This window comes from Streptomyces sp. NPDC058308 (genome assembly GCF_042880275.1).
Lineage (GTDB): Bacteria > Actinomycetota > Actinomycetes > Streptomycetales > Streptomycetaceae > Streptomyces.
Genome location: NZ_JBHVZA010000019.1, coordinates 147,891 through 167,235, shown reverse-complemented (window position 1 = coordinate 167,235; position 19,345 = coordinate 147,891). Strand labels below are relative to the sequence as shown.

Below are 19,345 nucleotides of genomic sequence, written 5' to 3'. Positions count from 1 at the left end.
GACATGCCTCTGATCACCGGGCTATTCCGTAAGCACCTCCCGTGCGTCACACCTGAGTTGACGCCTCTACACCTCTTGGATGGCCATGAGACGTATGCGCTCCCTCCGTGCCACTCTCACCGCGGCGGCCACCGCGGTGGCCGCTCTGGGCCTGACCGCGGTCTCGGGCGCCCCCGCCCAGGCCGCGACCCCGCTCCCCGCCCATGTCTTCGCCCCCTACTTCGAGTCGTGGACGGGCGAGAGCCCCGCCGCCCTCAGCGCCCAGTCCGGGGCCAAACACCTGACGATGGCGTTCCTCCAGACCGCGTCGAAGGGCTCCTGCACCGTCTACTGGAACGGCGACACCTCGCTGCCCGTCGCCGCGTCGTCCTTCGGCGCCGACATCAAGACCATCCAGGGACGCGGCGGGGACGTCATCCCGTCCTTCGGCGGCTACACGGCGGACACCACCGGGACCGAGATCGCCGACAGCTGTACGGACGTCGACCAGATCGCCGCCGTCTACCAGAAGGTCATCACGACCTACGACATCCCCCGGCTCGACATGGACATCGAGGTCGACGCGCTGGACAACACCGCAGGCATCGACCGGCGGAACAAGGCGATCAAGAAGGTCCAGGACTGGGCCGCCGCGAACGGCCGCAAGCTGGAGATCTCGTACACCCTGCCGACGACGACCCACGGCCTCGCGTCCAGTGGTCTCGCCGTGCTGAAGAACGCCGTGGCCAACGGCGCGCGGGTCGACGTCGCCAACCTCATGACGTTCGACTACTACGACAACGCCTCCCACGACATGGCGCAGGACACCAAGACCGCCGCCCAGGGCCTCTACGACCAGCTCGCCAAGCTCTACCCGGGCAAGAGCCCGGCCCAGCTCTGGAGCATGATCGGCATCACCGAGATGCCCGGCGTCGACGACTTCGGACCGGCCGAGACGTTCACCCTCGCCAATGCCAGGGAGGTCTACGACTGGGCGGTCACCAAGGGGATCAACATGATCTCCTTCTGGGCGCTCCAGCGCGACAACGGCGGCTGCCCCGGCGGCCCCGCGGCGGACAACTGCTCCGGCATCGAGCAGAACACCTGGGACTTCTCCCGCATCTTCGCGCCCTTCACCAGCGGCGGCACGGTCCCGAGCGACGACTTCTCGCTCACGGCGACCCCGGCCTCGGCGACGGTCAAGGCGGGCAGTTCAGCCAGTGCCACGGTGAAGACCTCGGTGACCTCGGGCAGCGCCCAGACCGTGAAGCTCACCGTCAGCGGCGCCCCGGCCGGCGTCACCGCCTCCCTCGACCCCGCCTCGGTGACGGCCGGCGGAACGTCGACGCTCACGCTCAGCACGACCACGGCGGCCGTCAACGGCACGTACAAGCTGGTGGTCAGCGGCGCGAGCCCGTCCGCCGCGCACTCGGCGACGTACTCCCTGACCATCACCGGCGGCAACGGCAACCAGTGCACGGCGGCGCCCTGGGCCTCGGGCACGGTCTACACCGGTGGCCAGCAGGTCTCGCACAAGGGCCACAACTGGAAGGCCAAGTGGTGGACGACGGGCGAGGAGCCCGGCACCACCGGAGAGTGGGGCGTCTGGCAGGACCTCGGCGCCTGCTGAGTCTCCCTCGTGAACTCGCCCGCCCCTGTTCCGCCGAAGCGAGGGAGAGGCCGGGGCGGGCAGTTCACCTCTTGCCTCTCCACCCCCGTGCCCGCAGCCACTCCCTCACTCCCGTCACGTCACTCCCGTCACCGCCTCACTTGCGGAGCAGCAGCAGGAAGAAGCGGATCTTCTCCCGGACGAGTGCACGGACGCCCGGCAGGGCCGCGGCCATCAGTCCGGCGAACTCGGGGCCGAACCGTTCGCTCATCTCCTGGCTCCGGTCACGGAAGACGAGCTCCATCACGTCCATGCTCAGGGCGAGGTTGGCCGTCAGGTCCTTGAGCTCCAGGGTGTGGAATCCCGCCTCCTCGACCAGGGCGAAGAACTCCGGCATGCGCAGAGGGAGGTTGCTGGCGAGGACCTGATCGTAGAGAGCGGTGTCCGCCTCGGTCGGCTCGGCGGTCAGCACGGCTTCCAGGACCAGGAGTTCACCCCCGGGCCTGAGCACGCGCCATGCCTCTTTGAGGGCCTTGGCCCGGTCCATGTGCCCGATGCTCTCCACGGCCCAGGCGCCGTCGAACGACTCGTCGTCATAAGGGAGGCAGGTGGCGTCCGCGACCTCGAAGGTGAGTCGTCCGGAACCCGCGGCGCCCGCAGTCTCTGCCGCCAGCCGTACCGCGCGGTCGATCTGTTCCTTGCTCACGGAGATGCCCGTGACGTGCGCCCCGGTCAGCTCCGCGAGGCGGCCGGCCGGGCGGCCCGGGCCGCAGCCGATGTCCAGGAAGCGCTGCCCGGGCCTGAGGTGGAGCACGCTGATCAAGTAGTCCGTGTACCGGTCCTGCGCTTCGGACGACAGGGTCACCAGATCCAGTCCGGCCGGGGGCGGCGCGTCCGGGGGCACCCAGAGCCCACAGTGCAGACTGTCCCCGATGGTCTGGTGGTAGACATCGCCGAACTGGTCGTACCAGGCGCCGACTTGCTTTGGATCGATCGGATCGGCCTGCTGTGCCATGGTGCCGGAGTTCTCTTGTGACACGTGTCCTCCTGATGCGGAATCCGACGTGGAACCGGACGGTTCGGCGGGCGTGGCCGTGCGAGGCCGGGGCGGTGAGTGGTGGTCGGTGGGCGGAACTCTCGGACGGGGCGGCCCGTGCGTCAGGCCGGGCGGTACGTTCCCGGCGCGAGGTAGACCGCGAAGCGCGGGGCCGGGCCACCGCGGTAGGAGAGGAAGTTCTGGGTCACCGACTCCCCCAGCGGGGCATCGGTCAGGGCCTGGAGAGCGGCGGTGTAGGGCGCCGGATCCACGTTCTCCTCGCACATGAAGGCCGCGACCCGGTCGTGCGCGGCCGCGTCGTCACCGTGCACCGGGATCAGCGGCACGTACAGCGTCGCGCTCGGCACGTCTTCGGCGGAGCTGAAGCCCCAGCAGGTGACCGGCGGCTTCGCCCACCCTGGTCCACCGCTCCCGGTGACGCGTTCGAGCGCGCGGGTGAAGGAGCCGGGTGTGTGATCGCGTGCCACGGCGGACTGGGCGTCGATGGCATCGGCGGTCACCCCTGTGTGTGCGAGGTAGACCTTGCAGCGCGCCTCATCGGCATCGGAGAGGTCCAGGGCGAGTGCGGCCGGCTCGTGCGCGACGCCGTGGACGCCGCCCAAGTGGTCGGCGAGGGCGCGCCAGGGGCGTTCGAGGCCCAGCCGGGTCATGGCCTCTTCGGTACGGGCGACGGCCTGTTCGCGGCCGGCGACGGCGGGGTTGAGGTAGATCTTGTAGAGCGGGTGCCCGCCACGCCAGGCGACGCCGTGGGAGAGGGCGAAGTATCCGCGGGGGTCGGGGTCGGTGAAGAGGTCCTCGACGGCGAGGAAGCGCTCGATCGAGACGCCCGGGCGGCCCACGAGGCCACGGGTGAAAGCCCTGCCGTCTTCCTGGCGGGCCCGCGCGGTACCGGGGTGGCTCGGAGGTTCGAGCGACAGTCGCAGTTCGCTCCCGCCGTCGGCCCAGGCGACCGAGACTTCGAACGGCATGCCGTCGATGGCGACCCAGCACGCGCGCTCGGGCGGCTCCCCCGCGGGGAGCCCGCCCCAGGCCCCGAACAGCTCGCGGACCAGGGCGAGTCGTGACCGCCCTTCGCTCTCGCTCGCGCCGAGCACCTCACTCCCGCGCCGGATCTTGTCGCACGCGATGTCGGCGTAGCTGTCGGTCGGTCGGTACCTCCGGGACGCGAAGCACACGGGCCGTCCCACCATCTCGGCGGCGACGCCCGTGTCCGGTGTGAGAGCAGCGGCTTCCATGACTCCCCCTGCACAAGTAGGCACAAGTAGCGGGTGCAAACGATCGAATCGTCTCACTCGATGATCGCTCGTCACCGGTGTCCGGCGAGATCCGTGCCGCCATCGGATATGAAGTACGCATATTCCAGCCACGATCCGCAGACTCCGGAAACGCCCCTGTGCAGGGCGGGCCACGGACGTCACATCTGACCGCCCTCCGTCGCCGGTCGAGCACACACGGTCGCACCTGCGGTTACCGGGAGTCGCAGCGGCCCGCCCGAGCGCGCGCCGAGAACGGCCTGAAGGATTCACCCCGGATCCACCTTTCGAGTCATGGCCGCCCACTGTCACGTCGATGAAGCCGCACTCCAGCGCCCGGTCAGAAGCCACACGCGACGCGCCCGCGATTCCCCGCAGCGGCGCCGCGCACGCCGGAACCGGCGCGGACATTTCCTACGAACCACCCGCCGCAACCGCATTCTGGCCAATCTCCAGAACGCTCGTCCGGTGGATCGCCTCACGACAGCGTGCCGCGCTCCGGCGTCACACCCGGGGGCGACGCCCCGACGGAACCGCCCCAAAACCGAGCGCACCTGCGGATTGACCACGCAGGTGCACACGAACGACCAGCGAGCCACAAGAACGGCCGAATTGAGCACGACACTGATCGACATCGCAACGTTCTGCGACATGATCGCTACGCATCGTTGAATGATGCCTTCACCAGACGACCGAGCGCGCTCTTCCCCCCGTACGGCCGACCGGCAAGTCTGCTCCGCCGTGCGCCGGGAAGCCCGCGCAGAGGAGTTGACGCGTGTCCGCCCAGCACCACTCCCGCTTGCCCCGGCCCCCGGCCGGCACTCCGCGCCCCGACGTCCGCCCCGGGCGTGCCGACCCACTCGACTCCGACGCGCCGCCGGCGACGCTCCCGGAAGCCTTCGCGCGACAGGCCGAGTCGTCCCCCGACGCGACCGCGCTGATCAGCGACGCCGAGGCGGCCACGGCCCTGACGTACCGTGAACTAGACGCTCGCTCAACCGACTTGGCGCTGCACCTCGCCGCGGAGGGCATCGGCCCTTGCACCACCGTGGCGGTCCTGATGGAGCGCTCGGTCACGCTCGTGGTGACTCTGCTCGCCATCGTCAAGTCCGGTGCCTGCTATGTGCCGTTGGACGCGCGCCAACCCGCGTCGCGGCTGCGGTGGATGGTCGAAGAGACCGGAGCCCGCGTGATCCTGACGGACACGGCGCGTCCCGAGGTGGAGTTCGGCGACGGGCCGCGGATGCTGCCGGTGCCCCTCGGCGCGCCGGACGGGATGTCGGACGGGCCATCGGATGCGCCAGAAGAACCCCTGCCCCCGGGTGCACCGGCCGCCGAACCGCGGCAGCTCGCCTACGTGATGTTCACCTCCGGGTCCACCGGTACGCCCAAGGGCGTGGCGGTGACCCACGAGAACGTCGTGGGGCTCGCCCGGGACCCGGCCTGGCTGAGCGGCGCCCAGGAACGGGTCCTGCTGCACTCCCCGCACGCCTTCGACGCGTCCACCTACGAAATGTGGGTGCCGCTGCTGAATGGCGGGACCGTGGTCGTCGCGCCTCCGGGCGAGCTCGACGCCCGCGGCATCGCATCGGCCGTCTCGGCTGCCGGCGTCACCGGACTGTGGGTGACCGCCGGGCTCTTCGCCGTCCTCGCCGAGGAGAATCCGCGGTGTTTTCGCGGCGTCCGCGAAGTGTGGACCGGCGGGGACGCGGTCTCTCCCGCAGCGGTCCGCCGGGTCCTGCGCGCTTGCCCCGGCACGGCGGTCGTCAACGGCTACGGCCCCACGGAGACGACGACGTTCGCCACCTGTCACCGGGTCACCGAGGCCGATTCCCCGGGCTCTGTGGTGCCCATCGGCGCCGCCATGTCGGGCATGCGAACCGTGGTCCTCGACCAGCGGTTGCGCCCGGTGCCGCCGGGTGAGGTCGGCGAGTTGTACGTCGGCGGCTCGGGCCTCGCGCGTGGCTACTGGAACCGGCCGGGCCCGACCGCCGAACGGTTCGTCGCCGACCCCCTGGGAGAACCCGGCGCCCGGCTCTTCCGCACCGGTGACCTGGTGCGCGTCGGGCCGGACGGACTTCTGGAGTTCGTCGGCCGGAGCGACGACCAGGTGAAGATCCGCGGCTTCCGTGTCGAGCCCGGCGAAGTGGAAGCCGTCCTCTCTGAGCACCCGGACGTCGCCCGGGCCGCAGTCGTCACCAGGGAGGACCGGCCCGGGCACAAACGGCTGATCGGCTATGTCGTCCCCGCCCACGCGGCCGGATCCGGGCCGGGCACGTCCACCGTGGATTCGGTGAGCGAGTGGCAGGGGATCTACGACTCGCTCTACAGCGGCGCCGGCCGGGCCCGCTTCGGCGAGGACTTCTCCGGCTGGCACAGCAGTTACGACGAGAAGCCCATCCCACAGGAGCAGATGCGGGAGTGGCGCGACGCAACCGTGGCACGCGTCCGCGAACTGAACCCGCGGCGGGTGCTCGAGATCGGTGTGGGCACCGGGCTGCTGATGTCCCGGCTCGCGCCGCAGTGTGACGCCTACTGGGGGACCGATCTCTCCGGCCAGGTCATCGAGGCACTGACCGGCCTGGTGCGTCGCGACGCCTCGCTCGTGGACCGGATCGAGCTGCGCACCCAGGCGGCCGACGACGTCAGCGGTCTGCCCGTCGGCTACTTCGACACCATCGTCATCAACTCCGTCACCCAGTACTTCCCTGATGCCCCCTACCTCGTGGACGTCCTGGCCAAGGCCCTCACGCTGCTCGTCCCCGGCGGATCCGTCTTCGTCGGCGACATACGCAACCTGCGTCTCCTGCGCACCTTCCACACCGACGTCCACCTGCGCCGCCCGGACCTGCCGGCGCACCCCGACGCGCTGCGCGCGGCCGTCGAACACGGCATGGTGCGGGAGAAGGAACTCCTGGTCGACCCGGCGTTCTTCGCCGAACTCGCGGGCTGTGTCCCCGGCATCGGCGGCAGCGAGGTGCGGGTGAAACGCGGACGGTACGTCAACGAACTGTCCCGCTACCGCTACGACGCCGTCCTGCGGAAGGCGGGAAGCGGGTCCGAACCCGGCGGGTCCGAACCCGGCCCTCCCGCGCCGTCCGCCGTGGCGGTGGAGGAGCTGCGGTGGGGTCAGGACGTCGCGGACCTCGCATCGCTCGCCGCCCGCATCGGCGCCGGGCCGCCCGGCGACATCCGCCTCACCGGCCTGCCCGACGATCGGATGGCACCGGTCACCGCGGCGGTACGGGCCCTGCGGGCGCCGGACGGTGCGGCCGCCCCGGACCAGGTCCACTCACTGACCGGGCGGGACGACGCCGAGTCCCTCGCACTGGAGCAGGTGCACGAACTCGCCGCCGCGTCGGGGCTGCGGGCCTCGGCCATCTGGTCCACCGACGGCGACGGCGTCCTGGACGTCCTGCTGACCCGTCGTCCGCCCGGCGCTCCCGGCATCGCCCCCGCGCCGACCGGCAGGGGCCCCGCCTCGCTGGTCAACGCCCCGGCCGCCCTGCGGGACACCGGCGCCCTCGTCTCCTCGGTCAGCGCCTTCCTGCGCGAGCGGTTACCCGAGTACCTGGTCCCGGCCGCGACCGTCGTCCTCCAGACCCTGCCCCTGACACCGCACGGCAAGGTGGACCGCCGCCGGCTGCCGGAGCCGGACATCCGCTCCGAGCCGGACGGTCGGCCGGCCCGTGACCCGCTCGAAGAACTGCTGTGCGGGCTGTTCGCCAACATCCTCGGAGTCTCCAGGGTCACCATCGACGACAACTTCTTCGCACTCGGCGGCCACTCGCTGTCCGCCACGCGCCTCAGCTCCCGGCTGCGGTCGACGCTCGGCCTCGAACTGCCGGTGCGCAGCGTTTTCGAAGCACCGACCGTCGCCGGCCTGGCCGAGGCAGTACGCCAGGCCTCGGCGGGCGACCGGCCCCCGATGCGACCCATGAAGCGCCCCGAGTGGATGCCGCTGTCCTTCGCACAGCGCCGCCTGTGGTTCCTCGACCGGCTGCAGGGTCCGAGCGCGACGTACAACGTCCCTCTCGTCCTCGAACTGCGGGGCGAACTGGACCGAACCGCGCTCGAGGCGGCGCTCGGCGATGTGCTGGAGCGCCACGAGAGCCTGCGGACGGTCTTCCCCGAGACGGCCGGCGTCCCCCGCCAGCTCGTCCTGGACGGCGCGGCCGCCCGGCCTGCGCTGCACCTGGGCACGGTGACACCCGCGGAGCTCGACGCGGCGGTGGCCTCGGCGGTGCGCCGCCCGTTCGACCTGTCGAGCGAAGTTCCGGTCAGGGCGCACCTGTTGACCGTGGCCCCGGCCCATCACGTCCTGGCGTTGGCCGTCCACCACATCGCCTGCGACGGATGGTCCCTCGCCCCTCTGTGGCAGGACCTCGCCACCGCATACGCCGCGCGCCGTCGCGATGAGGCCGGGGGGAGGACCGAACCCTTGCCGGTCCAGTACGCGGACTACACGCTGTGGCAGCGTCAGCTTCTGGGCGACGCGGACGACCCGGAGAGTCCGGCCGCCCGCCAGCTCGCCTACTGGACCGACGCCCTGACCGGGCTGCCCGAGTGCACCGAACTCCCCCTGGACCGGCCCCGCCCGCACGCCGCGTCCCACCGCGGCGACACCCTGCACTTCACCGTGGACGCCGGTCTGCACCGGCGGATCGCGGACCTCGCCGGACGGTGCGGGGCGAGCCCCTTCATGGTGGTGCACGCCACGCTCGCCGCCTTGCTGAGCAAACTGGGCGCGGGCCACGACATAGCGATCGGCACCCCGGTCGCGGGCCGCACGGATCATGCCCTGGACGGCCTCGTGGGGTTCTTCGTCAACACGTTGGTCCTGCGCACGGACACCTCGGGCAACCCCGCTTTCCGGGATCTGCTCGCCCGGGTGCGGGAGACCGATCTCGCCGCGTACGCCCATCAGGACCTGCCGTTCGACCGCCTCGTGGACGCCCTCGCCCCGGCGCGCGGGACCGCCCACCATCCCCTGTTCCAGGCGATGCTCGCCCTCCAGAACGCCCCGCGGACCACACCGGAGCTGCCGGGGCTGACCGTCCGGGAACGCGCGGTGGGCACCGGCGCCTGCCGCTTCGACCTCTCCCTGAGCCTGCGCGAGTTCCATGGCTCCGACCAGCGCCCGCAGGGCATGGAAGGGGTGGCGGAGTACAGCACCGACCTGTTCGACCGGGACAGCGTGGCGCGTCTGGTCCAGCGGTTCCTGCGCTTCCTCGACGCGGTCACCGCGGACCCCGGGCAGCGGATCGGGACACTCGACGTGGTACTCGACGACGAGCGGGAGAGGCTCCTCGCACAGGGGCGCGACCGGCTGCGGGACGTGCCGCGACTGCCCCTGCCCGATCTGTTCGAGGCACAGGTCGAGCGGACTCCGGGGGCGACGGCCCTGCTCTTCGACCACGGCGCGGACCCCGTACGGAAGGTGACGTACCGTCAGCTCAATGCGCGGGCGAACCGGCTCGCCCGCCATCTCATCGGCTGCGGCGTCGGTCCCGAGCAGTACGTGGCCATCGCGCTGCCCCGTTCGGTCGACGCGATCGTCGCCACCCTCGCCGTCCTGAAGGCGGGAGGCGCGTATCTGCCGCTCGACGCGCACCATCCGGCGGCGCGGCTGCGGCTCATGCTGGAGGACGTCCGTCCCACGCTGCTCCTCACCGACTCCCGCACCTCGCTCCCCCTGCCGGATGGTCCCGGCTCCCCCGGGCCGCGTCGTGTCGTCCTGGACCGGGCCGAGACCCGGCACGCCGTCGCCCTGTGCCGGGAGACCGACGTCACCGACGGCGAGCGGGTCCGCCCACTGACGGACACGAGCCCCGCCTACGCCATCTACACCTCCGGATCCACCGGCCGCCCCAAGGGCGTGGTCGTGACCCACTCCGGCTTCTCCGGTGTCGTCGAGGCACAGGTGCGCCGGTTCGGGGTGACGGCGTCGAGCCGGATCCTCCAGTTCGCGTCGCACAGCTTCGACGGAGCCGTGTGGGAGCTGTGCGGCGGGCTCCTGACCGGTGCCACGCTGGTCATGGCCCCGACGGAACTCATGGCGCCCGGGCCCGGACTGGCCGCGCTCGTCGAGCGGCTCGGCGTCACCCACGCGACGCTGCCCCCGGCCGCGCTGACCGTGATGGAGCCCGCCCAACTGGCCTCCCTGTCGTCACTGATCGTCTCCGGTGAGGCGTCGACCGGGGAGACGGTCCGGCGCTGGTCGGCAGGCCGCCGCTTCATCAACGGCTACGGACCGACCGAGACCACCGTGTGCGCCACGCTCAGTTCCCCGCTCTCCGGCGGCACAACGCCGCCGATCGGCACACCCACGGTGGGCGCGAGCACGTACGTCCTCGACTCCGACCTGCGTCTCGTGCCGCCCGGCATCCCCGGCGAGCTGCACGTGTCCGGAGCGGGCCTGGCCCGCGGCTATCTGGGCAGGCCGGGGCTGACGGCCGACCGTTTCGTCGCCGACCCCTTCGGCGCCCCCGGCTCCCGGATGTACCGCACGGGCGACATCGTGCGCTGGAACGGCGACGGCGAGCTGGAGTACCTGGGCCGCGCCGACGGGCAGGTCAAGATCCGGGGGTTCCGGGTCGAGCCGGGCGAGGTCGAGGCCGCCCTGAGCACCCACCCGAGCGTGGCACAGGCCGTGGTGGTCCCCCGCACGGACGGCCACGGCGCCACCTGCCTCGCCGGATACGTCGTCCCCGCCGGGCGCCTGGCGGACCCGACCGGCCTGGAGCTCCGCTCCCACCTGGCCGCCCTGCTGCCCGACCACATGGTCCCGGCCTCGCTGACGATCCTCGACGCACTGCCGCTCGCGGCGACGGGCAAGGTGGACCGGGCCGCGCTCCCCGCGCCGGACTTCACGACGGTGTCGGCGGGCCGGGCGCCGCGCAATCCGCGTGAGCGCGTGCTGTGCGAGCTGTACGCCGAGGTGCTGAACGTCCCGCGGGTCACCATCGACGACAGCTTCTTCGCCCTGGGCGGGCACTCCCTGCTCGTGACGCGGGTGATCAGCGGGGTCCGCCGACGCCTCGGCGTGGAGCTGCCCGTCCGTACCCTCTTCGAGCGGCAGTCGGTGGCCGCGCTCCTGGAGGCCGTCGACGGGCTCGCCCCGTCAGGGCACAAGGACCGGACGGACAAGGACGGGACGGGTACGTTCACGTCCGGCCCGGCACCGGCCGAACTGGCGGCGGACGCCGTGCTCGACCCGCGGATCACCGTCGGGCCCCGGCGAGAAGAGCCGGCCGGCGGCGCCACGGAACACGAGAACGTCCTGCTGACCGGCGCGACGGGCTTCCTCGGCTCCTTCCTCCTGCACGAACTGCTCGACCGCACGAGCGCCGACGTCCACTGCCTGGTCCGCGCGGAAGACACCGAGCAGGCCGCCGCGCGCATCCGGCGGAGCCTGGTGGAGTACGGGCTCTGGAACGAGTTCACCCGCGGCCGGATCGTGCCCGTGCCCGGCGATCTCGACAAGCCTCTGCTCGGACTCTCCCCCGAGCGCTTCGACGCCCTGGCGGACCTGGTCGACGTCGTCTATCACAATGGCGCGCGGGTCAACGCGGTCGAACCGTACGCCCGGCTGCGCGCGTCGAACGTGTCCGGCACCCAGGAGGTGCTCCGGCTGGCAGCCCGCTCGGTGCCGGTGCCGGTCCACCACGTCTCGACCGCCGCGGTCTCCGTGAGCGCCGACGGCGGCGTCCCGAGCCCCGATCCCGTGCCCGAGTCCCATCGCGTGGGCGCTCAAGCCCTCATGCCGGGGGGCTACACGGCCAGCAAATGGGCGGCCGAGCAGCTCGTGTGGCAGGCGGCCGAGCGCGGACTCCCGGTGAGCGTGTACCGGTTCGGCCGGGTCAGCGGTGACTCGGTGAGCGGGGCCGGCTCCAGCAAGGACGTGCTCTGGCAGCTCGTGCGGGCCATGCTCGTCATCGGGGCCGCGCCCCGCCCGGCCGATCAGGACGCCCCGCCGCCCGTGGTCGACCTGATGCCCGTGGACCACGCGGCCGCCGCCCTCGTCCACCTCTCGCGCCGTCGTGAAAGCCTCGGTCTCGCGCACCATCTCACGTGCCCCGAGCCCCTTCCCTTTGACACCGTCCTGGGCCATCTGCGGGCGTACGGCTACCACTTGGACACCATGGACCCGGACGATTGGACCGAGAGGCTGCGCCGGCGGGCGGACACCGAGGCCGACCGGGCGGACGGCGCGGGACTGCTCGACGCGGCCGTCCTGCTCACTGACACCTTGCCCGCCCTGTCCCGCCTGGGTCAGATCCGCCTCGACCGGACCAACACCCTGGCCGGTCTCGCGGACTCGGGGCCCGCTTTCCCCGCCCTTGATGGCGCGCTCATCCGTGCCTACGCCGACCACTTCGTCGCATCCGGTTTCTTCCCGCCGCCCGCTCGCTGAGCACCACCGACAGGCGGCGGGGGCCCGGCGCCTCCACGCCGTCGCCGCAGTTCCCGCATCCCTGCTCCACTCATCCGGTCACCCACGGAAAGGCACACAGCATGATCAACCCCTGGGACGACACCGAGGGCACCTTCTCGGTGCTGGTCAACGACGAGGGACAGCACTCCTTATGGCCGTCCTTCACCTCCGTGCCCGCAGGGTGGACGACGGTCCACGGCCCCGCCTCCCACCAGGAGTGCCTCGCCTACGTGGAGGAGAACTGGACCGATCTACGGCCCAAGAGCCTCGTCGAGCACTACAACCGGTGGTCGGAGGTGCGATCCGCATGAGCGACCGGCAGGCACTGCGCAACTACCCCTTCAGCGAGGCGGTCGCCCTGGAGGTGGATCCGCTGTACGAGAAGCTGCGCGAGGAAGAACCCGTGGTCCGGGTCGGCTGCCCCTTCGGCGAGGACTCCTGGCTGGTCACCACGCACGCGGACATGAAGACGATCCTCGGCGATCCCCGCTTCAGCCGTGCGCTGGCGGCAGAGCACGACGAGTCCCGGCTCACCCCGCTGCCCATCCACACCAGCATCCTGGGCATGGACTCCCCCGACCACACGCGGCTGCGCCGCCTGCTGGCCAAGGTCTTCACCACGCGCCGCGTCGAGCTGTTGCGGCCCCGGATCGAAGGGGAGGCGCACCGGCTGATCGACGCGCTCGTGGCCCAGGGGCCGCCCGGTGACCTCATGGAAGGCTTCGCGGTGCCCTTCGCCGGCACGGTCGTGTGCGATCTGCTCGGCGTCCCGTTCGAGGACCGCGAGCAGTTCCGCGGCTGGCTGGACGCCTTCTCCGCCACGACCGTGATGACGGAGGAGGAGATCGAGGCGGACACCGAGCGGCTGCACGGCTACATCGCGGAGTTGATGGTCAGCCGCCGTGCACGGCCGCAGGACGACCTGGTCAGCGCCATGGTCAAGGCCAGTGACGAGGAGGACAGGCTCTCCGAGCAGGAACTGGTGGAGCTGGCGAGCGTCTTGCTGATCGCCGGGCACGAGACGGTCTCGTCGCAGCTCATCGACTCCCTGTACGTGCTCTTCGACCACCCCGAGCAGCTGGACCGGCTGAGGAGTCGGACCGAACTGATCCCGCGGGCCATCGAGGAGTTGCTGCGTTATGTGCCCCTGATCTCCCACGTCACCTTCGCGCGCTACGCCACCGTGGACGTCGAACTGAGCGGGACGCTGGTCCGCGCCGGCGAGTCCGTGCTCCCCGCCATACCCTCGGCCAACCGGGACGAGTCCGTCTTCGAGAACGCGGACCGGTTCGACATCGACCGGGAGCGCAATCCCCATCTGGGATTCGGCCACGGAATCCACCGTTGTCTGGGTGCGCCGCTGGCCCGTCTGGAAATGCAGGTGGCGTTGGAGGCGCTTTTCGCCCGGCTCCCGGAGATGCGGTGCGCCGTTCCGCTGGGTGCGCTGGGGTGGAAGGACGGAATGCAGGTACGGAGCCTGCTGCAGTTGCCGGTGGCCTGGTGAATTCCCGGTAATTCCAACGGACTTACGGAAGGGCCGTCCCGCGGACGTGTGGTACGTCCGCGGAACGGCCCTTCCTGACCCTTTCCTGACCCTTTCCGGCCCCTTGCGGCCTCTTGCGGCCCTCTCAGGCCAGCCGCCAGTCGGGGGACGGCGGGTTCATGGCGGCCGTGGCCGCGGGGTCGCGGTGGGCCACCGGGCCGAGTACGGCGTCGATCCTGTCCATGACGTCGCCGTCCAGTTCGACGTCGGCCGCCTTGGCGTTGTCCGTGATCTGCTCGGGCCGGGAAGCACCGACCACGGCGGCACAGACTCCGGGATTCTGGAGCACCCAGGCGAGCGAGAGCTGCGCGACCGTCAGGCCTGCCTCGGCGGCGATCGGCCGCAACTGCCGCACGCGGCCGAGGACGTCGTCCGTCAACCAGGCGGACAGTTCCGCCGAGCCGTCGTTCGCCTCCGTGGCACGCGAGCCCTCCGGCCGCTGACCGCCGGGCGGGTACTTGCCGGTCAGCACGCCTTGGGCCAGCGGCGACCAGACGATCTGCCCGACGCCGAGCTCCTCGCAGGCCGGCATCACCTCGACCTCGGGAACCCTCCACAGAGCGGAATACTGCGGTTGGTTGGAGACCAGGGAGACCTTGAGCTCGCGGGCGAGTGCGTGCCCGCGCCTGATCTGGTCGGCGGTCCACTCGGAGACACCGATGTAGTGCGCCTTGCCGCAGTGCACGACGTCGGCCAGCGCCTCCATGGTCTCTTCGAGCGGGGTCGAGGGGTCGAACCGGTGGGCCTGGTAGACGTCCACGTGGTCCGTGCCGAGACGGCGAAGGGAGTTGTCGATCGATTCCCGTATGTGCTTGCGCGAGAGTCCCTGGTCGTTGCGTCCGGGCCCGACGGGCGCGAAGACCTTGGTGAGAATTTCCAGGCTCTCCCGGCGCTCCCCCTTCAACGCCCGGCCGAGTGCTTCCTCCGCGCGGGTGTCCGCATAGACGTCGGCGGTGTCGAAAGTGGTGATTCCGGCGTCAAGTGCGGCCCGCACACAGGCGAGTTCCGTCTCTTCACCGGTCGATGAACTCCGGGTCAGCCAGTTGCCGTACGCAATCCGACTGACAATCAAACCGCTGCTTCCCAGATGGCGAAAGTCCATGTCCCCAAACTAGCAACGCAGTTGACTACCTTCGGGTGAATGCGTCATCGACCGCGGCACTCCCGGCGGGACGGCGCATTAACGCCGGTCCGTGGCGCCTTTACAGCGGGCGGCAAGGATGCCGAGCACCGGCAGGAGTGAGAGCCGCCGCCCCGCGACCGAGCCGGCCCAGGGACCTACCCCGGGCCGGCCAGGGACCGGGCGATGTGGAACTGCCGCTCGGCCTCGGCCGGGTGGCCCGCCGCCTCGTAGGTGCGTCCCAGCCGACGGCGGACCTCCATCTCCAGGGGCCTGCTGGTGTGCTCGGTGAGCGTGGCCAAGGCCTCCTGCTGGAGGGTGATGGCCAACGGCAGGTCTCCGCGGCCGTGTTCCGCGGCCCCGAGCAGCGACAGGCTCGTCGCACGCAGCTGCAGGTCGCCGACCTCCTGGGCCAGCTCCGCCGCGCGCCGCGCCAGGCCCTTGACCTCGGTGTGCCGGCCGAGCGCCAGGTGAGCCTCGGCGGTGAAGCACAGGGTCTTGCTGATCATCCTGGGGCGGCCGATCTTCTCGGCGAAGGTGAGAGAGGTGGCGTAGTACGTGAGCGCCTTCTCGTGCCGCCCCTCCTGGTCGTGCAGGGCGCCGAGCTGGCAGCTCGACATCCCGGCCAGCCAGTCGTCGTCGAGCCGGGACGCCATCCCCATCACCTCGCTCAGGTGGGCGGCCGCCTCCGGGAGCCGGCCCAGCGCACGCTCTGCGGCACCCATGACGGCGATCGCCCTGGCCTGCTCGCGCAGGTCGTCCCGGTGGCGGGCGAGGCGCAGCGCGTCGGCGCACCAGGCGTGCGCCTGCTGGAAGCGCCCCTGGTAGATGTCCGCGACGGCCAGGCAGTTGCGCAGGGAGGAGGGCATCCGCCGGTCGTCGGCCAGGTCGGCGCCGGGCAGCGCGAGCTCCAGGGCGGAGCGGCACTCGTGGAAGCGGCCCTGGCGGACCAGCGGGTCGACCAGGGACTCGGCGATCCAGCAGGCGTGGTCGCGCTGCCCGGTGGCCGCCGCGAAAGCGACCACGTCGAGCAGTTGGCCGCCCGCGGCCTCCAGCCACGCGTCGGCTTCCCGCCAGTCCGAGAAGGGCGAGTCGCAGACATCGGGTCCTGTCGGGTAGCCCTCGGGGCCCCAGTCGCTGGCGATGCGCCCGGCGGCCGTGTAGAGGTGCAGCACGGCGGCGCGGTCCGCGGCGGCCTCCTCGGGCACGGCGGCGGCGAGGCGGCGCGTGTGGTCGCGTACCAGATCGTGCAGCCGGTAGCGGCCGGCCCGCGGCTGCTGCAGCAGACTCGCGTCGACAAGACGTTCCAGGAGGTCTTCGGTGTCCTGGAGCGGTCGGCCCAGCATGACGGCGGGGGTGAGCCCGTCGAACTCGGCGGTCGGGGCCTGCCCCAACGCCCTGAAGCCGCGGCGCAGTTCGGGCGCGAGCAGGTCGTAGGACATACGGAAGGCGGCTTCCACGCTGCGGTCCTCCGCCCGGAGCTCGCCCAGTCGGCGTTCGTCGCCCGACATCCGGCCGACCAGGTGGGCCACTGTCCAGGACGGGCGGTTCTGCAGCCGGGCCCCGGCGATCCGCAGCGCCAGCGGGAGGCCGCCGCAGCGGCGGGCGAGTTCTTGCGCGGCCTCCGGTTCCCGTCCGGCACGCGCCTCGCCGAGGAGGCGCGTGAGCAGGGTGACCGCCTCATCCGTGTCCAGCGGTTCCACGGTGAGCCGCCGGTCGGCGTCCAGGCCGGGCAGGCGCTGGCGGCCTGCCACGAGGACCCGACTGCCCGGGCCCGCGGGCAGCATCGGGCGCACCTGTTCGGCACTGCGGGCGTCGTCCACGACCAGCAGCAGCCGCAGGGAGCTGGTGGCCGCGCGCCAGGCGGTGACCAACTCGGGCAGCTCGTCCGGCAGTTCGCCGTCGGCACCGTTGACGGCACGGAGCAGTTGGTGCAGGGCGCGCTGCGGGCGCAGGCTCTCGTGGGGGGCGCCGTGCGTGTGCAGGTCCACGAACAGGCAGCCGTCCGGGTACTGGTCCTGCAGTGTCCAGGCGGCGCGGACCAGCAGCGCGGTCTTGCCGACGCCCGCCGTGCCGTCCACGGCGGCCACGGAGACGGAGCCCGCGGGCACCGGCGCGGTGAGCAGGGCGAGTTCCGGCTCCCGGCCGATGAGCCAGGCGGTGTCGCCGGGGAGTTCGTTGCGGCGAGGTCGCGAGGGGGGTGAGGCCGGGGGCAGGGACGGGGACGGGGGACGCTCGGGCGCCGACTGCTGTGCGGGTACGGGCAGGTGTGCGGGTACGGACGTAAGCGTGGGTACGGGCTTGAGCGCGGGCGCGGCCGCACCGAGCAGCATCCGGTCGTCCCGGCGCAGCACGCCCTGGTGCACTCGGCGCAGTTCCTCGCCGGGCTCCACACCCAGCTCGTCACGGAGCCGGCCTCTGGTCTCTTCGTAGGCGGCGAGCGCCTCGGCCTGCCGGCCGGTGCCGTAGAGCGCGCGCATACGCAGGGCGGCGAGCGGTTCGTCATGAGGCTGCGCCATGGGCGCCGCGAGCAGCCCGTCCAGAGCCTCCGCGTACCGGCCCAGGAGCACCAGGCACTCCGCCCGTTCCTGGTGGAGGGTACGCCGCTGCCGGACGAGGCGCTGCCGCTCGGCGTCGGCGAGCGGGCCGGGCAGGCCGGCCAGCGGCTCCCCGCGGAACAGGTCCAGCGCCCGCGTGCAGCTGTCGAGGGCGACGGACAGGTCACCCGCCGCCCTCGCACCGCGTACCGCCGCGCTCTGACCGGTCAACTCCCCGAGGTCCAGGCGGGCTTCGCCGGGTACGAAGCGGTAGCCGCCGCGCTCACCGCGGATCGCGGACGCGCTGGGGCCGGTGCCGGGCGCGTCCAGCGCCTTGCGCAGGGGATAGACGTAGCTGGGCAGTACCCGACGGCCCGTACCCGGAGGCTCAAGTCCCCATACGTCATCGAGGAGTTGCTGGTGGGTGACGAGTGTCCCGGCGCGCAGCACCAGTGCGGCGAGCACCGCCTGCCGCCGCACGGGCCCGAGGTCGAGCGGCACCTCGCCCCGGTGGGCGGTGACCGGACCGAGCAGGGCCAGACGCAGCCGGTCCGCGCCGCCCTCCCGGCCGGCCGCCCCGACCATGCCCGGCGTACCTGTCCTGCCTGCCGTTCCCACCCCAGCCGGGCCCACCGTGCCCACCCCGGCCGGACCCACCGATCCCGCCTCAGCTGTCACACCGGTCGCGCCCGCCACATCCGCCGCGTCCACTCCGCCCGTTCTGCTCGTGCCCACTCCGGACTCCCCCATCGAACTCCCCCGTACTTTCCGCGCTTTCCCGCGGTTCCCCGTCGTCCCCGCGGCAGTCGCATCCGCTGCTTCACCAGAATTTCATGGGCATTGCAGTGTCTCGCGAGAGGGTTCGGCGCGTCGTGTCCGGTCCCGGTCGATCACCGTTCCGGCCTCCCCTGGGACGGGTTCCTGTCGGTCCCGAGGGTGTGAACCGTAGGAAGTGAGCTGTCCCGTGAGTGAGAACCCGCAGGTGGATCCCCGGCAGGGCTTCGGCGGCGCCTACCAGGGCCCCGGCCAGGTGCCGCCCCCGATGCCCGGCCAGGCGCCGCCGCCCGTCCCGCCGCAGGCGCCGGGCGCGCCCTCGGCCTGGTCGCAACCGATGCCACCCGGCGGGCCCGGTGGCCCTGGTCCGCGCACCGGCCGTTCGCCCCTCTGGCTGATCGGGGGCGCCGCGGTGCTCGTCGCGGCCGTGGTCGCCGGCGTGCTCGTCGCCACCTCGGGGGACGACGACGGCAAGAGCGCCGCGTCGGGCAAACCCCCCGGCGTGCCGGGAGGCGCCGCCAAGCCGGAGGCACCGTCGGAGGGCAAGGTGTTCAGCAAGGTGCCCAAGGGATGCGAGCTGATCAAGGCGTCCACCATCGAGAAGATCGCGCCCGGCGGCGTGTGCACGCCCGGATTGATGGACAACAAGGACCTGGCCACGATGATCACCAGGATGCCGAGGTGGGAGGCGCCGGACTCCGGCAGCAACTATCAGAGCCTGGACGTGAACGTCACCGTCGGCCCGTCGGCCGTGGGCATGTACGACATCTACAAGAAGACCGCCATGAAGGACATGGGTCCCACGTACGAGGTGACCGACTCCCGGTCGCTCAGCGGGCTCGGCGAGAAGGCCTTCGTCGTCCACGCCGTCGACGACTCGCTGGTCTGGGTGAAGGTGCTCGTCCGCGAGGGCAACGCCATGGTCCGCACGGAGTTCGTCTACAGCAAGACATCCTCCGACCGCACGCAGCAGCAGACCGAGGCCGATGCCGTCACGGCCGTCCGTGACGTGCTCGGCTCGATGAGCTGACCGCCG

General features: G+C 71.8%; 9 protein-coding genes. 5 read left to right on the top strand and 4 right to left on the bottom strand.

Annotation, left to right across the window (positions count from 1 at the left end; all coding sequences use genetic code 11):
- The first annotated feature begins 85 nt into the window (after positions 1–85).
- Positions 86–1,609: a chitinase gene (locus tag ACFVYL_RS25210; protein ID WP_389719687.1), complete on the top strand. Its 1,524-nt coding sequence runs from the start codon at positions 86–88 to the stop codon at positions 1,607–1,609.
- A 136-nt stretch (positions 1,610–1,745) separates the two neighbouring features.
- On the opposite strand, the gene ACFVYL_RS25205 is transcribed toward ACFVYL_RS25210, so the two are convergent.
- Positions 1,746–2,627: a methyltransferase domain-containing protein gene (locus ACFVYL_RS25205; RefSeq protein WP_389719649.1), complete on the bottom strand. Its 882-nt coding sequence runs from the start codon at positions 2,625–2,627 to the stop codon at positions 1,746–1,748.
- Between the two features lie 119 nt (positions 2,628–2,746).
- Entirely contained in the window at positions 2,747–3,880 is a 1,134-nt protein-coding gene (locus tag ACFVYL_RS25200; protein WP_389719647.1) for a tryptophan dimethylallyltransferase family protein, read from the bottom strand.
- 793 nt (positions 3,881–4,673) lie between these two features.
- Between ACFVYL_RS25200 and ACFVYL_RS25195 the strand changes: the two genes are divergently transcribed.
- The 3 genes from ACFVYL_RS25195 (at position 4,674) to ACFVYL_RS25185 (ending at position 13,839) form a co-directional block, all read left to right on the top strand.
- Positions 4,674–12,314, top strand: a complete 7,641-nt coding sequence (locus tag ACFVYL_RS25195; protein WP_389719646.1) for an amino acid adenylation domain-containing protein — start codon at positions 4,674–4,676, stop codon at positions 12,312–12,314.
- Between the two features lie 101 nt (positions 12,315–12,415).
- Positions 12,416–12,646 carry an MbtH family protein gene (locus ACFVYL_RS25190; protein WP_389719645.1) on the top strand — a complete coding sequence of 77 codons (231 nt, stop codon included), beginning with the start codon at positions 12,416–12,418 and terminating at the stop codon, positions 12,644–12,646.
- Positions 12,643–13,839 (top strand): cytochrome P450, encoded by a 1,197-nt coding sequence (locus ACFVYL_RS25185; protein ID WP_389719643.1) that lies wholly within the window; start codon positions 12,643–12,645, stop codon positions 13,837–13,839. The genes ACFVYL_RS25190 and ACFVYL_RS25185 overlap by 4 nt, the downstream gene beginning before the upstream one ends.
- 124 nt (positions 13,840–13,963) lie before the next feature.
- Here the strand turns inward: ACFVYL_RS25185 and ACFVYL_RS25180 are convergent, their stop codons facing one another.
- Both ACFVYL_RS25180 and ACFVYL_RS25175 read right to left on the bottom strand, forming a co-directional pair.
- A complete protein-coding gene (locus ACFVYL_RS25180; RefSeq protein ID WP_389719642.1) occupies positions 13,964–14,980 on the bottom strand; it encodes an aldo/keto reductase family protein in 1,017 nt (338 codons plus the stop codon).
- A 176-nt stretch (positions 14,981–15,156) separates the two neighbouring features.
- Complete coding sequence (locus tag ACFVYL_RS25175; protein WP_389719640.1) at positions 15,157–18,270, bottom strand: BTAD domain-containing putative transcriptional regulator; 3,114 nt, start codon at positions 18,268–18,270, stop codon at positions 15,157–15,159.
- A gap of 229 nt (positions 18,271–18,499) precedes the next feature.
- On the opposite strand from ACFVYL_RS25175, the gene ACFVYL_RS25170 reads away from it, so the two are divergent.
- Positions 18,500–19,339 carry a hypothetical protein gene (locus ACFVYL_RS25170; protein WP_389719638.1) on the top strand — a complete coding sequence of 280 codons (840 nt, stop codon included), beginning with the start codon at positions 18,500–18,502 and terminating at the stop codon, positions 19,337–19,339.
- Positions 19,340–19,345 lie beyond the last annotated feature (6 nt).

Bases quoted from the DNA above. Each gene is read 5' to 3' on its own strand.
- ACFVYL_RS25200 (WP_389719647.1), bottom strand. From the start codon at position 3,880: ATGGAAGCCGCTGCTCTCACACCGGACACGGGCGTCGCCGCCGAGATG.
- ACFVYL_RS25210 (WP_389719687.1), top strand. From the start codon at position 86: ATGAGACGTATGCGCTCCCTCCGTGCCACTCTCACCGCGGCGGCCACC.
- ACFVYL_RS25180 (WP_389719642.1), bottom strand. From the start codon at position 14,980: ATGGACTTTCGCCATCTGGGAAGCAGCGGTTTGATTGTCAGTCGGATT.
- ACFVYL_RS25190 (WP_389719645.1), top strand. From the start codon at position 12,416: ATGATCAACCCCTGGGACGACACCGAGGGCACCTTCTCGGTGCTGGTC.
- ACFVYL_RS25185 (WP_389719643.1), top strand. From the start codon at position 12,643: ATGAGCGACCGGCAGGCACTGCGCAACTACCCCTTCAGCGAGGCGGTC.